Source organism: Prevotella sp. 10(H) (genome assembly GCF_000711235.1).
In the GTDB taxonomy this organism is placed as follows: Bacteria; Bacteroidota; Bacteroidia; order Bacteroidales; family Dysgonomonadaceae; genus Dysgonomonas.
The window spans coordinates 772,225-787,681 of record NZ_JOMI01000003.1; the positions used below are offsets into that span (position 1 = coordinate 772,225).

Annotated in this window: 13 protein-coding genes and 1 riboswitch; of the genes, 5 read left to right on the top strand and 8 right to left on the bottom strand. The window is 38.2% G+C overall.

Going from position 1 to position 15,457, the window contains the following annotated elements; genetic code table 11:
• Positions 1–115: 115 nt before the first annotated feature.
• Positions 116–1,171: a winged helix DNA-binding domain-containing protein gene (locus K348_RS0108835; protein ID WP_029904608.1), complete on the top strand. Its 1,056-nt coding sequence runs from the start codon at positions 116–118 to the stop codon at positions 1,169–1,171.
• Here the strand turns inward: K348_RS0108835 and K348_RS0108840 are convergent, their stop codons facing one another.
• The 7 genes from K348_RS0108840 to lepA all read right to left on the bottom strand — a co-directional run bounded on the left by K348_RS0108840 (position 1,172) and on the right by lepA (position 8,481).
• Positions 1,172–2,128, bottom strand: coding sequence for a DUF3667 domain-containing protein (locus tag K348_RS0108840; protein WP_029904609.1), 957 nt, complete (start codon positions 2,126–2,128; stop codon positions 1,172–1,174).
• A 61-nt stretch (positions 2,129–2,189) separates the two neighbouring features.
• Positions 2,190–2,957 (bottom strand): hypothetical protein, encoded by a 768-nt coding sequence (locus K348_RS0108845; protein WP_029904610.1) that lies wholly within the window; start codon positions 2,955–2,957, stop codon positions 2,190–2,192.
• Between the two features lie 62 nt (positions 2,958–3,019).
• Positions 3,020–4,912: a biosynthetic arginine decarboxylase gene (speA, locus tag K348_RS0108850; protein WP_029904611.1), complete on the bottom strand. Its 1,893-nt coding sequence runs from the start codon at positions 4,910–4,912 to the stop codon at positions 3,020–3,022.
• A 23-nt stretch (positions 4,913–4,935) separates the two neighbouring features.
• Complete coding sequence (locus tag K348_RS0108855; RefSeq protein WP_029904612.1) at positions 4,936–5,403, bottom strand: GyrI-like domain-containing protein; 468 nt, start codon at positions 5,401–5,403, stop codon at positions 4,936–4,938.
• Positions 5,400–5,909: a flavin reductase gene (locus K348_RS0108860; protein WP_029904613.1), complete on the bottom strand. Its 510-nt coding sequence runs from the start codon at positions 5,907–5,909 to the stop codon at positions 5,400–5,402. The genes K348_RS0108855 and K348_RS0108860 overlap by 4 nt, the downstream gene beginning before the upstream one ends.
• 3 nt (positions 5,910–5,912) lie before the next feature.
• The gene (locus K348_RS0108865; protein ID WP_029904614.1) at positions 5,913–6,683 is read right to left on the bottom strand and encodes a carboxypeptidase-like regulatory domain-containing protein; all 771 of its coding nucleotides are present in this window, start codon (positions 6,681–6,683) and stop codon (positions 5,913–5,915) included.
• Positions 6,684–6,693: 10 nt separating this feature from the next.
• Positions 6,694–8,481 (bottom strand): translation elongation factor 4, encoded by a 1,788-nt coding sequence (gene lepA / locus K348_RS0108870; protein ID WP_029904615.1) that lies wholly within the window; start codon positions 8,479–8,481, stop codon positions 6,694–6,696.
• A 310-nt stretch (positions 8,482–8,791) separates the two neighbouring features.
• Here lepA and K348_RS0108875 point away from each other — a divergent pair, with 310 nt between their 5' ends.
• A complete protein-coding gene (locus tag K348_RS0108875; protein WP_029904616.1) occupies positions 8,792–9,340 on the top strand; it encodes an AAA family ATPase in 549 nt (182 codons plus the stop codon).
• A gap of 1 nt (position 9,341) precedes the next feature.
• Here the strand turns inward: K348_RS0108875 and K348_RS0108880 are convergent, their stop codons facing one another.
• Positions 9,342–10,394, bottom strand: a complete 1,053-nt coding sequence (locus K348_RS0108880) for a tyrosine-protein phosphatase (protein WP_029904617.1) — start codon at positions 10,392–10,394, stop codon at positions 9,342–9,344.
• A 219-nt stretch (positions 10,395–10,613) separates the two neighbouring features.
• Between K348_RS0108880 and K348_RS0108885 the strand changes: the two genes are divergently transcribed.
• The 3 genes from K348_RS0108885 (at position 10,614) to K348_RS0108895 (ending at position 15,452) form a co-directional block, all read left to right on the top strand.
• Entirely contained in the window at positions 10,614–11,435 is an 822-nt protein-coding gene (locus K348_RS0108885) for a Spy/CpxP family protein refolding chaperone (protein WP_029904618.1), read from the top strand.
• A gap of 455 nt (positions 11,436–11,890) precedes the next feature.
• A riboswitch (cobalamin riboswitch) is annotated at positions 11,891–12,096 on the top strand.
• Between the two features lie 138 nt (positions 12,097–12,234).
• A complete protein-coding gene (locus K348_RS0108890) occupies positions 12,235–14,286 on the top strand; it encodes a TonB-dependent receptor domain-containing protein (RefSeq protein WP_029904619.1) in 2,052 nt (683 codons plus the stop codon).
• Positions 14,283–15,452, top strand: a complete 1,170-nt coding sequence (locus tag K348_RS0108895) for a YncE family protein (RefSeq protein WP_029904620.1) — start codon at positions 14,283–14,285, stop codon at positions 15,450–15,452. Before K348_RS0108890 ends, K348_RS0108895 begins: the two co-directional genes overlap by 4 nt.
• Positions 15,453–15,457 lie beyond the last annotated feature (5 nt).

The window sequence follows — 15,457 nt, forward strand, 5'->3', positions numbered from 1 at the left end:
TACCTTTAGATGCTCAATAGAGTTTCTATTAATAGAAATATGTACTAGCAAGAGATTGCGGACAACCTACAACCTTATATAAATTCCTCATTATTTAATAATTTACAGACAAACTATGGATATAATAGATATCGCTACACTTAGGCTTGCCAACCAGCAGCTGGTGAATACTAAATTCAAAACTCCCCGTGAAATAGTTTCGTGGATGGGCGCTATGCAGGCTCAGGATTTCAGCATGGCTAAATGGGGTATCGGAGTACGTTTACCGGGCACTACCGATAAACAGATAGAAGAGGCTGTGAACAATGGAGATATTATACGTACACATATCCTGCGGCCTACATGGCATTTCGTGTCCCGGGACGATATTCACTGGATACTCCAGTTAAGCGCTCCAAGGGTAAGACTTGCAGCACGATCGGTCGATAGGGAGCTCGGTCTTACTGACGATGTGTTGATAAAAGCTCATTCTATTATATGTAAATCATTGGAAAAAGAGCCGAATCAAACCCGTCCTGAGCTGGCTAAAGCGCTGGAAGAAGCACGTATAGTACTGAGCAGCCGCCGGATGAGCCATATTATGTTTCATGCAGAACTGAATGGTCTGATATGCAGCGGCACCTTAAGGGAAAAGGTTCAGACTTATGACCTTTTAGAACGGAAAGTGCCCAAAACCGAGGTGAATAATCTCAATGAAACTTTATACAGACTGGCTTATAAATATTTCCAAAGCCATGGCCCGGCTACTCAGCAGGATTTTATCTGGTGGTCGGGATTGACAGGGACAGAAGCAAGAACAGCACTGGCTCTTATAAAGCCTAATTTTGTATTTCAGACGATAGGTAACCAGACATATATATTTCACCAAACATCTTTAGACTATAAGCATAAGGAGGATATGGTACACTTTCTTCCTGCATTCGATGAATTATTAGTGAGTTACAGAGACCGGAAAGAAGCACTGTCTGTAGAACATCACAAAAAAGTAATTACCAAAAATGGTATTTTCAGACCGGCTGTCTTTCACAATGGCAGGGTAATAGGTCTGTGGAAAAGAACAGTTGGCAAAGATGGAATGGTAATAGATACCGATTACTTTTCTTCTCCGGAAAGATCTTTGCAAAACCTTATAAAAAAGGCTTCTGCCGATTATGAAATCTTTATGAAGTAATCAGTTACTCACATAAACCATATAGAAAACCAGGGTTGCATAAAGAGCTGTAATTAATATGATCATGAGAGTATTTATCATGATCAGGGCAAATGATATTAGTCCTGATAAGAATCTGCTTTCCCCGTAAAATTTGTAGCAAGCCTTGAAGAAGTAGAATGTTATATATAATATCATTATTGTCCAAAACCATTTATTAAGGCTATCGATACCAATCCAATTACATATATTGCTCAGTATTATGCAGATAGTGACAGAAAATAAAACCACTGAGAAGAAATGTAAGGTAAAGACTCCGCTGTCGAAATAATACCGCTTCTTCTTATTGTGGAGCAGCCACAACAGGAAAGCAAAAATAGGCATATACACAAAAAGGGTTTTCGGGATATTGTGTATGAAATATTCTACAGCCTTTTGCTTCATATGCTTATCATTGGATTTTTCAATTGCCGCCATACCTATCTTGTATGGAAGCCCGTCAGGAGAAATGATCTGATCTTCCTGAGAGAGTGCTCTGTATGTGGAATCCAGCTTTGATGCGGTAATTTTATCTTTTGGATTTGCTGCGATCAAGCTGTCTTTATTGCGCATGGCCTCATCTATTTCTGCCTTAATGATTACTTGTTCACCTTTAGGCTCAGGATCGGGTAGGACAGACGGTATAAAAAAAGCAAGGAAACTGATAAATATATAAAGCGTGAACGGATTCACATATGCCTTGCGCTTTCCGTTCATAAACTCAATAGAAAGCCTGCCCGGATATAGAAACAGATATTTGATAGTGCGCCAGAACGAACTGTCGTAATGTAGGAAATCGGAAACAAAATGGGTAAACAAATGATGAAAAGACTGACGGCTTTCGCTGTTTTCCTGACCGCAATGGGGACAATAATGCTTATGTACAAACGAGCCGCAATTCAGACAGGTTTTACTTTTCCTTATTTTATGTTTAGCCATCTTTATATCAATAAATCAGTTAGACATTTATAAAAAATAAGAGAGCTGATTATACTGTTTATTATTCCGTTACAATTTCAATGCCTAATTCTTCTTCGGGTTCGATAAATAACAGACCGGGATAGTTTATAATAGCCGTTTTGCCATCCATAGAGAATGTTGCCTTATCGTTGCTTATACTTTTAATTTTTGTAGGAAAATGATATCTTACAATCATTTGTCCTTGAGAGAATAATCTTTTGAATGAAGTTGACATCGTTTCATCTAAATTGCCTGATGATCCATCAGCATTTTCTTCATCCAAAGGTTTTTCATCCTTTGTATCGGAAACAATTACATTCCTTTTTAGCGTTTTTCCATCCCATGTAAAAGGGGTGTGACTGAAATAATCGTTAGAAAATAGTTTGGGATTTTTACCTTGCTGTACTTTTATGTAATTCTGTAATTTATTCATTGAATTAAAAGCGTCGGATAAAGACTGAACATCTTTGAAATCCCCATAAATCGATATTTTGAAAGTTTGTTGTTCCTTACTGCTCTCCATCCGCATAAATAAAGGTTCTATATTCTTTATATCCTGCTCTAATTCGGGTGATATCGTTTTCAATGTGTCTTTCAGCAGTTCAGAGAAAGATATCAGTGTATCTTCCGGCATTTTACCGTTCATATCCACAGATGATTTTCCCGATAAGGCCATAAACTCGCTTGCATCTATAGCTGTCTGATACTTTACGCTGCCGTTCTCCATAAAATAAATATCTTCATAGACTGAACAACTGCTGATAAATAAAGTAGCTAAAAATAAAATGATGTATGTAATTTTTTTCATAGTCAGATAGTTTAAAATATCCCCTTCGTTATGTTCAAACAAAGGGGATTATAATATTATATTTATTCAAGATATGTATAGCCGTAAAGACCAGAACGATAGTTGGATAAGAATTCTTTACCTTCTTCTACAGTTATCGAACCCTTCTTAACACTGCTGGTAACCCATGTTTCCACAGTGCGGACAAGTTTCTTGGCATTATATTGTGCATAATCCAAAACTTCGGCAACAGTTTCACCGTCGATCATCTGTTCTATTTCATATCCGTTTTTGTCTACGGAAATGTGAACGGCATTGGTATCACCAAACAGGTTATGTAAGTCACCTAATATCTCCTGATAAGCTCCTACAAGGAATACTCCGAGATAATACGGTTCGTTCTTTTTCTTTGTATGTACAGGCAGATAGGACGACTGATTTCCGTTAGAGATAAAATTATCTATCTTACCGTCAGAGTCGCACGTTACATCCTGCAAAGTAGCCGTTCTGTCCGGTTTCTCGTCCAGTCTGTGAATAGGTATTATGGGAAATACCTGATCGATAGCCCATGAGTCGGGTAGGGACTGGAACAAAGAAAAATTACAGAAGTATTTATCCGGCAACAATTTAGATAACTGTTTCAATTCTTCCGGCGCATGTTTCGCCCGGCCTGCAATATGAAATATTTCGCGGGCAATGGAGAAGTATAAACGCTCTACCTGAGCCCTTGTTTTCAGTGCTAATAACCCAAGACTGAACAGGTCTAACGCCTCTTCACGTATTTGCTGGGCGTCGTGCCAAGCCTCGAGCATACGCGTCTGGCTAAGATTATCCCATATATCATAAAGTTCACGAACCAGTTCGTGGTCGTCTTCCGATATTTCTTCATTTTCATCCCATTCGGGTAATGTAGCGGTTTCCAATACTTCGAAAACAAGTATGGAATGGTGTGCTGTTAAGGAGCGGCCCGATTCGGTAATAATATTCGGATGAGGGATGTCATTCTTGTCCGCTGCATCTACCATGGTGGCAATAGAGTCGTTCACGTATTCCTGTATGGAATAGTTCACGCTGCTTTCGTTGTATGACGAGCGAGTACCGTCGTAATCGACGCCCAGTCCACCGCCTATATCCACAAATTCCACTTTAAAGCCCATTGTATGCAGCTGTACATAGAACTGTGCAGCTTCACGCAGAGCGGTTTTAATACGGCGTATTTTCGTAATCTGGCTACCGATATGGAAATGAATAAGGCGAAGCGAATCCTGCATATTTGCCTTTTCAAGGTAAGATAGAGCTTCCAACAGTTCGCTCGAATTCAGTCCGAATTTGCTGCCGTCACCTCCCGATTCTTCCCACTTGCCGCTTCCCGAACTAGCCAGTTTAATGCGGATACCTATATTCGGTTTTATTTTCAGCCGTTTAGCTATCTTGGCAATGAGCGGTAGTTCATTCAGTTTTTCCACCACAATGAAAATGCGCTTGCCCATTTTCTGTGCCAGCAATGCCAGTTCTATATAGCTTTCGTCTTTATATCCGTTACATATAATAAGGGAATCTGAGTCGGTATTGATAGCGATAACGGCATGAAGTTCAGGCTTAGAACCGGCTTCTAGCCCGATATTGAACTTCTTCCCATGACTGATAAGTTCCTCAACTACAGGGCGCATTTGATTCACCTTTATGGGGTATATGATATGATTCTGTGCCTTATACTCGTACTCCTCAGCTGCCAGTTTGAAGCAGGTCGATATTTTTTCGATACGGTTATCCAAAATATCGGGAAATCGAATAAGCACAGGCACCGATACATCACGAAGTTGCAATTCGTCCATCAGTTCCTTTAAATCAACAGCCACTCCGTCTTTGCGAGGAGTTACGACAACGTTACCTTTCTCGTTGACAGAAAAGTAATTAATTCCCCATCCCGGGATGTTATACAGCTCGGATGAGTCTTCGATGCGCCATTTTCTCATTCTTCTAGTTAAGTGATAAAAAATTATTTAATAGATAAAAAAGTTGTGATCCGTGCATTGGCCGGGTCTTTTGCATCCTCGCCATATACATCGAAATCAGCCAAGTATCGTCTGTCGATATCCGATTGCCAGATGTGCGCCCACGTCCTGCCCACTGCGTAAGGCAGTTCACCTTCGGATATGTATTTGTAATATTTACTTTCGGGGATTTGCTTAATAGTCAGGCTTAAGTTGGTAGGGATGCTTTCCGCATCGGTTACCTTATAGCCTATGACTGTAGTATACTCGCCTGTATAGTCGCTTTCGTAGTCGGTATAGATGCAATATATATCATCAGATACCTTGTTTGGCAGCGACTGTATGATGCCATTTCTGAAAAAAGCCTGCCACAGTTTCACAATATCATCTTGTGATTGGTGATTTTGATTGGTAGTCCTGACGGAAATACCTACCACTGTAAACTTATCCAGAGTGACCTCTTCGTATTTCATTCCTTTTCTAATATTTTAGTAACTTCGGCGATATAGAGATAATGGAAATCTTTTTCTGCATACCATTTGTTAATCAAATGCTTATCAAGAAATGCGCTTTCGTGGATAGGCTGAACGAAAAGTTTTTTCGCAAAAATCACTTTCTCTGCTTCTTCAAAGTAAGGAATATCATTATCCTTTGCAACGGATAAGCCTGTTTTAGCAATCTTATCTTCATCCCTGCCAGAAGCTTTTCCCAGATATGCAAGCGCCTTTTTATGGCTTTCATCAAAGAAAGTCAACGACAAAGTATCGCTATTGTCTACAAACTCTTTTGTATACCTCTGTGGTCTTATAACGATGAAAACGACCTCTTTGTTCCACATCACGCCGAAACCACCCCAACTGGCTGTCATCGTATTCACTGTGCCGTCGTTTTTGGCAGCGGAAATCAGCATCCATTTGTCTTTAAGTTCAAATGGGTTTGAAAGATAGTTTTTTATATTCGTTTCTTTAAACTTTTCCATTATTTAATTATTTGTTCTTTCATTGAATTGAGGTATTTCATAAAAGTAAATACTCTCACCTTTTTCATTATATTCTTTATTTTCAGCTTCTACCCTGAATATAATATAGGGTTTATCTGTCTTTTTTGTAGGATTGTCTACCTGAAGTACATATCCTGCTATTTCAGAAATTCCTTTCCCCATAAAAACATCCACCCGTTTGATTGAATTTATTTTCAATGGTTCTTCATCGGCGAAAACCTTTACATCCAGATTTTCGGGAGCAATAGATATATCTACCTGTCTTTCGGCTTCGGCTTTATTGAGATATACTTCTTTAGAATAGGAAATATATTTTGTTACACTCATTGGCCTGAAGTAAACAAAAAGGCCGCTAGACCCGCCAAATTCTTGAAAGACCGTAGTACCGTAAGTTTCCAGTTTATGATATCGCGGATTGATAGTAAGGTCTCTGTCTGCTATTATATTCCAGCCCCAGAACTCAAGTCGCATATCTTTTTCAGGTACTCCATTCGAACGGGGGTATTCTTTGAACCGCATGGCGAATAAAGAAGTATATTTTCCTTTTTTCACGCCCTTTAGTGTATAATATCCATCTTTATCCGTATAAGTTTCGTAAGCAGTCGAAAAATCAGGATAATTCAGCTTTACTATACTGCTATCGATCGGATTCCCGTCAAAATCGGTCACCCGGCCTGATATGGTGATTGTTTCCTGAGCATTAATATAGCCGATAAGGTAAGAGAATAGTAGGGTAAGGATAATCTTTTTCATTTTTTTTATTTTAATCCAATTTTAACACTGCCAAAAACGCTTTCTGAGGCACTTCCACATTTCCTACTTGCTTCATTCGCTTTTTACCTTCTTTCTGCTTTTCCAATAATTTGCGCTTACGTGAAATATCACCACCGTAACACTTAGCTGTTACATCTTTACGTACCGCTTTGATTGTTTCGCGGGCAATGATTTTTGCCCCTATAGCGGCCTGTATGGCGATATCAAACTGCTGGCGAGGTATGAGTTCTTTCAACTTCTCACACATACGGCGACCGAAAGTCACAGCATTGTCGATGTGTGTCAGTGTAGAAAGTGCATCGACCGATTCACCGTTGAGCAGGATATCGAGCTTAACCAGTTTTGCTTCGCGGTAATCGTGCATATGATAATCGAACGAAGCATAACCTTTCGATATACTTTTCAGTTTATCATAAAAATCGATAACAATTTCGCCCAATGGGATATCGTAGATAATTTCTACGCGGTCGCCCGATATATAATCCTGTTTGATAAGGATACCGCGTTTACCGAGACAAAGCGTCATAATCGGCCCAATGTATGCCGTATTGGTTATCACAGAGGCACGTATATATGGCTCTTCAATATAGTCGATGAGTGTTTGGTCTGGTAATCCGGCAGGATTATGCACTTCCTTCGTATTCCCTTTCTTATCGTGTACAATATATGATACATTAGGTACGGTAGTTATTACATCCATATTAAACTCCCTGTCGAGACGCTCCTGTATAATTTCCATGTGCAGAAGTCCGAGAAATCCGCAACGGAAACCGAATCCCAACGCTACGGACGATTCCGGTTGGAATGTCAGTGAGGCGTCATTTAGCTGAAGCTTTTCAAGCGATGCACGCAAGTCTTCGAAATCTTCACTGTCAATAGGATATACTCCGGCGAAAACCATCGGCTTTACTTCTTCAAATCCATCGATTGCCTCTTTACATGGATTTTTTACATGGGTGATTGTATCGCCCACCTTGACTTCCTTAGAAGTTTTTATACCGGATATTATATAACCTACATCCCCGCAGGATACTTCACTTTTAGGTGACATTTCGAGTTTCAGTACACCTATTTCGTCAGCATCGTATTCTTTCTCGGTAGCAAAGAATTTAACGCGGTCACCCTTTCTGATTGTACCGTTTACAACTTTGAAGTATGCAATTATACCACGAAAAGAATTGAAAACGGAATCAAAAATGAGAGCTTGCAACGGAGCCTCCGGATCTCCTTTTGGTGCAGGGATACGTTCTATAATGGAATCGAGGATGTCATAGACGCCTTCACCTGTTTTCCCGCTGGCACGGATAATTTCGTCACGTTTTACCCCGAGTAATTCAATAATCTGGTCTTCCACTTCATCAGGCATAGCGCTTGGAAGGTCTATCTTATTAAGGATAGGAATAATCTCCAGATCATTTTCAATAGCCATATACAGGTTGGAAATTGTCTGCGCCTGTATTCCCTGTGCTGCATCCACAATAAGTAATGCGCCCTCGCAGGCAGCAATAGAGCGTGAGACTTCGTATGAAAAATCGACGTGTCCGGGAGTATCAATCAGATTGAGTATATATTTTTCACCCTTGTACATATATTCCATCTGTATGGCATGGCTCTTAATGGTAATACCGCGCTCGCGTTCCAGATCCATATTGTCGAGCACCTGTGCCTGAAGGTCTTTCCCTTCGACGGTTTTTGTGTATTCTAAAAGCCTGTCTGCCAGGGTACTCTTACCGTGGTCTATATGCGCAATGATGCAGAAATTTCGTATTTTATTCATCTATATAATTTGGTTCTTTTATTACTCTTCAAACCGGAATAGATATACTACCCCAAATTAGAGTGCAAATATACAAAAGATATGTCAACTTTTTAGCATCGGAGAGCGCAAGGTTAAAGCAAAGCAGCGATTTTTAATTTTTGCTTTACCTGTTTTGTTTTCTCTGAATAAATATGTTCCTTTGTATTACCACATCACATACATTATTCCCTTCAACCCTTCTTCTCTCAATTTTTGAAAATGATACTTCTCGATGTATGTTCTATACGCCATAATTCAATATGAATTAATATATTAACTTTTATGCAACATGAAAACAAAAGATAATTTTTATATCATAACCGGAGGTCCCGGTGTAGGTAAAACCACTCTATTAAATGAACTGGAATCGCGGGGATATAATTGTGTTCCCGAAGTCGCACGTAATATTATAAAAGAGCAAATAAAATCGGGTGGGAATGCATTGCCATGGGGTGATACACGACAGTATTCCGATTTGATGCTTTCATGTTCTATTAATGATTTTATTCGTCTTTCTGATAAAGAAGATATATATATTTTCGATAGGGGGATTCCTGATACCTACGGATATGAAGTATTAATGCATTTCGAAATGGATGAAATATTGAAATCAGCTGTTGAACAATATCGATATAATATGACGGTGTTTATATTACCTCCGTGGAGAGAAATATATGAAACGGATAACGAGCGGAAGCAGGATTTTCAAACGGCTATCGATACTTACCAAATCATGATAAAGATTTATAAAGAATTAGGATATAATCCCGTCGAAGTGCCGTTGTTACCTATAAAAGAAAGAGCAGATTTTGTCCTTGAAATTTTAAATCCGAAATAATTCAATCCAAATACATTTCCCTCATTTTCTGAATATCCACATTTAATACCTTTGTCAGGTAATTTTCTACCGAGCCATGGTCTTTTTTAATCCTATCCAGCCCGGCCTGCAAAAATTCAGTCTTTACTTCAAATAAGGAAGCAATGGCCGGATATTGGGCTTTATAACTTGCGTATTTGTTGGCCAGATATACGTTAGATAAAAGGTAATCTTTTATAATTGTCTGTTCGTCGACACCCACTGCAGAAAGAACCAATGCTGCGCCCATTCCCGTACGGTCTTTACCAGCCGAACAGTGGAACATGAGAGGCGCTTCTTTTTCATCCTGCAATAGCCTGAAAAACTCTCTGTATTGATTTATACATGCCGAATCGGTAACGAGAAGTACATTCATATCCATCATCATCTGATCTGCCTGTTCCGGTTTTATTTTATCTATTCCCTCTTTTACAGCGGCCATCAGGTCGCCCGGATTGATTGACAAAGGATAATTCATCTTTACTGAAGACGGATTTTTATCAGGTGCCTGCTGCGTCTCTTCTTCCGAACGGAAATCGACTATCGAAGTCAATGGAATCGAAGCTAGATAATTCAAGTCGGCATCGGTAAGGTTGTGTAGATCATCCGAACGGAATATTTTACCCCATTTTACATATTTGCCATCTGTTGTTTTATAGCCTCCCATATCGCGAAAATTATAACCGCCTGTCATCGGCAGATGCCTGTCAGAAACGATTGCCTTACCCTTTTCGGTTTCCACTTCAAAATATGATCGGGCATCATCAGGAACATTTAACGGAAAAGTACCGCTGTCGACACCTTGTGCTATGGGCTGCGAAAAATCTATGTTGTTCACAGATGTTCCTCCATAAAGAGCCCATTTCCCCTGCGTATAAATTTGCAAGGTTGCAGCTTTATCTGATTTGCTCCTTATAATAGATACATCTTTCGATATGTCTTCACCGGAGTATTCCGCCTTATTTTGAGTTGTTTTTTTGTCACATGAGGTTGCAATGAGGGATGTCAGAACCATTGATGTAATTATTTTTTTCATTTGTCAAGTATATTTTCAATATGCAAAAATACGCTGTATTGTTTTAGAAAACAAGATAATAATATAATTTTAGGTATTCATCCTGAATTTCTTAACTAATTCATTGTGTTGTAAACACTCAATGTCAAAAAATGTAATAAAAGGTTAAATAGTAAATACTTATTAAACCTCATGGTTAAAATAGAATCTAAGATTCATGAAACATTTAAAAATGACATTATGAAAAGATTATTATTATCATTAGCTATAATAGCGTGTATATCGTTTAATGCATCGGTAAGTGCGCAGGACGCAGCAAAAGGCCGTAAAGGTAAATTTGATTTCAAGAAAGAACTTAATCTCACTGCTGAACAGCAACAAAAGATGGAGTCTGTAAACAAAGATTTCAAATCAAAACTTGCAGACCTAAAGAGTAAATCTGACCTTTCGAAAGATAACAAGATGGCTAAAGTAAAGGAATTGCGGGAGCAGCATCAGGCTTCTGTAAATAGTATCCTTACCCCTGAGCAGCAGGCCAAGATTAAAGATATGAAAGCTAAAAGAGGCGACAGAAAAGGTAAAGGCATGGCTATGAAAGGTAAAAAAGATGGTCGTGATATGAAAATGAGAGCCGATAAAGGTCAACGTATGAAAGGGCTTAATCTTACGGACGATCAAAAGCAAAGAATCAAAGCTTTGAATGAAGATTTCAAAGCTAAATCAAGAGAATTGGCAAAACAGCACCGTGAAGAACTAAATAAAGTATACACTCCCGAACAGCAGGCCAAACTGAAAGAGTTCAGAAAAGATTTCAATAAAGACGGCCGTTTTGCATACCATGCCCATGGTAAAAGAGGCTTGGGGAAATTGGATGAAGCAAGTAGAAACAAACTCAAATCATTAAAAGAAAATTTTGAGAAAGAAAAAAGCGCGGTAGAGCGTAGCCGTATTGCTCCGGATGCACAAAAACAAAAAATAGCAGACCTGCGGCAGAATTTCAGAAAAGAACGTCAGGAAATATTTAAGGGAGCACGTAAGATGCAACAAAGTAAACCAGTATAAAATACATTTATTATATTGAAGAAAAGGCCGTCATGTACGGAATAGCCCTTTTAAGGAGTAATAGTCTGTATATCAGATGTAAATATTTGTGATTTTTGCCTTATCCTGCATAGATGCCTACACAAGGGCTTGGTTATTACTACATTTATATGAATGCAAATATACAGTTTGTTTTAATTAAAAACCGATAAATGAAAGACTTCTAAATCTTTTCATTTATCGGCTTTCTGCCTTATTCGAATAAGTTTATTTATCTACACTGTAATTTATTCTTCATTTTTTGATTATATATTTTAATTATACCCCTATTTTATATATCTCGAATCTTTTTTAATTCAATTGAACTTATTTTCTCTCTGTATTCATAATGAGTTAGCAGTCTAATTTAACCCTAGTATCTTTTTTGCATAGCATAATTATCGTTTAATATTTTTTTCATATAAAAACAATTATTTACCTTTGCACCAGATTTTGGTGTCATAATTCCGCAACTTCGGAAAAGTGATGAAAAGGGAATCAGGTGTAAATCCTGAACAGACCCGCTGCTGTAAGCTCCGCCAAAGTCTTTGAACAATACTCAAAACCACTGTTCAGTAATGAATGGGAAGGGCGTTCAAAGATGGAGTAAGTCAGAAGACCTGCCAAGATTGATTAGTTTAAAGCTTTCGGGAAATAAAGCTGAAGAACACTGAAAAGAAATCAATCTTTATAATTACATCAGGTATACTGATTTCTTATTCACTCAATCTTCAATTTACCATTTTCAGTAAGCTATTTGATAACGATCATTTAGCAAAGAATGTATTTGTTTAACACTAAAAAGCTCAATTCAATAGTCTTACTATTGATTCTTTCCCAATTTGCTTATACTCAAAGTAAGTTGGACAGTCTTCAACACCTCAAAGAAGTTGTAGTAACCGCTAAAACATTTAATGAGGTTATCCCTGCTCAAAAACTTACAGGGGACGATCTGAAAGCCTTAAATAGCTTCTCTGTTGCCGATGCAATCCGTTATTTCTCGGGTATACAAGTTAAAGATTATGGCGGTATCGGAGGGCTTAAGACTGTAAATATTCGCAGTTTGGGAACTCATCATGTCGGTGTTTTCTATGATGGCATACAACTCGGAAACGCTCAAAACGGGCAGATAGATTTAGGGAAATTCTCACTTGATAACATGGAGGAAATATCGCTGTATAACGGGCAAAAAAGCGATATTTTCCAACCGGCTAAAGATTTCGGGTCATCAGGGTCAGTATATCTGCGTTCGAGAACGCCACGATTCATGCAAGGAAAGAACTTCAATCTTAAAGCTACAGTTAAAACAGGTTCGTTCGATTTAATCAACCCTTCGATTCTTTACGAGCACAAAATAAACAACAATATAAGCGCATCATTTAATACCGAGCTGATAAATTCATCGGGAAAATATAAATTCCGGTATAAAAGGGTTTACCCGGGCACGAATCAAGTGATGTATGACACTACAGCAGTAAGAAAGAATGGAGATATATTTTCATTTAGAATAGAAGGTGGTTTGTATGGTAATATTCCCGATGGCTTTTGGAAAGTAAAACTTTACTATTATGACTCAAATAAAGGAATTCCCGGGGCTATAGTTAATAACCGGTGGCTCAACTCACAACGTCAATGGGACAGAAGTTTTTTCTCACAAGGATCGTTCCAAAAAAACATTTCAAAAAAGTATGAAATGCAGGCCAATATAAAATATGCCTATGATTATATGCATTATCTCAATCCGGATACCACTCTAATGTTGATTGATAATACTTTTCGCCAAAAAGAAATATATGCGTCTTTAGTCAACAAATATTCCATAATCAAGAATTGGGATATATCACTCTCCACAGACATTCAGTATAATACCCTAAACTCAAATATGGCAGGTTTTGTCTTTCCGAAGAGAGTCTCTACTTTGATTGCAGCTGCAACGGCTGTGGAACTTGGAAAAGTAAAAATGCAAGGTAGTATTCTCGCAACATTTATTGATGAGAAGATAAATTCGGGAAATACAGCAAGGGATGACTCTGTTAAAGCCGCCCCTAACAAAAAAGAATTTACACCAGCCTTTTTTATCTCCTACAAACCCTTTCGAAATAAAAACTTTAATATAAGGGCTTTTTATAAAAAAATCTTCCGAATGCCGACATTCAACGACTTGTATTATACAGATATTGGTAATATAGCTCTGAAGCCCGAATTTACACATCAATATAATGTCGGATTCCAGTATAGCAAATCATACAATAAAGGGTTAGTGAAACAATGGCAATTACAGGCAGATACGTACTACAATGAAGTCACAGACAAAATTGTCGCTGTCCCAAAAGGAAGCGGACAGTACCGATGGATGATGATCAATCTGGGATATGTGGAAATACGGGGACTTGAGGCTTCCTCTTCCGGCACTTTCCGATTACCTTCCGATATTTTATTAAATCTTAAACTTGCTTATACGTATCAGAAAGCGCAGGATTTCACTAAACGAAAAAGTGAAGAGTTACAGAAGCTGACGTACGGCGGACAGATACCTTACATTCCATGGCATAGCGGTTCGGTAATTACCAGTGTAACCCATAAATCCTGGCAACTCAATTATAGTTTCATCTATGTAGGCGAACGTTACCATAGTTCTGCAAATATCAGGGAAGATTACGAACAACCTTGGTATACACATGATATGGCAATCATTAAGAATTTCAAATTTAATAAAACGAATATGCGTATTGCTGCTGAGATTAATAACCTGTTTAGTCAGGATTATGAAGTCGTACTGAACTATCCGATGCCAAAGCGCAATTATAAGATTTCCTTAACAATCGAATTATGAAAAAGTCAGTTCACTTATTAATGTTTGTTATCACATTTCTCTTTATTGTTACCGGATGTAGAGACGATGTGGAAATAATTCTTTCAGAGGAAGAGATTATAGGTAAACCTCAAGAAGTAATTGGATATAAGGGGTTTTATTTACTTAATGAAGGAAATATGGGGAGTAATAAATCTACTCTTGACTACTATGATTTTTCAACCGGAATTTACAAAAGGAATATCTATGCAGAAATAAACCCAACAGTACCCAAAGAATTAGGTGATGTAGGTAATGATATTGGTATTTACGGAAGTAAGCTCTATGCTGTTATCAACTGCTCTAACAAAGTGGAAATAATGGAAGCCGCAACAACTAAACGGATTGTACAGATAGAAATACCAAATTGTAGATTTATCAAATTCCACCATAAATATGCTTATGTAACATCCTATGCCGGTCCGGTAATGATTGATCCTGAATATAAGCAAATCGGGTTTGTTGCAAAAATAGATACTACAACCCTTAAAGAAGTTGCCCGATGTGAAGTCGGATTTCAGCCTGATGAATTGGAAATAGTTAATGGTAAAATATATGTAGCAAATTCAGGTGGATATATGGGTGCAGGACACACTGAAGGCTATGAGCGGACTGTCTCTGTAATTGATATTGCAACTTTCAAGGAAGAAAAGCGGATAGATGTCGCCTATAACCTGGAACGCATAAAAGCAGATAAGCGGGGCAATATGTGGGTTAGTTCGCGTGGTGACTACAAAGGGCTACCGGCACGCTTATTCTTTCTGGATGCTGAAAAGCAACAAATAACAGATACAATTCCAATTGCTGCGACTAATTATTGGATTGATGATGATTATCTCTATGTGTATGGCACAGAATGGAGTTACATAACAAACGACTGGACTATTTCATACAGTATTGTAGATACCCGCACCCATGAGATTATAACAAAGAATATCATCACTGACGGTACAGACAAAGAAATAGAAAAGCCTTACGGAATCATGGTACATCCCGAGACGAAAGATATTTTCATAACTGATGCGGGAAACTATGTTACACCGGGACTACTGTATTGTTTCGACAAAGACGGCAAAAAGAAATGGGTAGTCCGTTCGGGAAATATCCCGGGACATTTTGCCCTGAACCCTATATATAAAGAAGAATAAAAAAC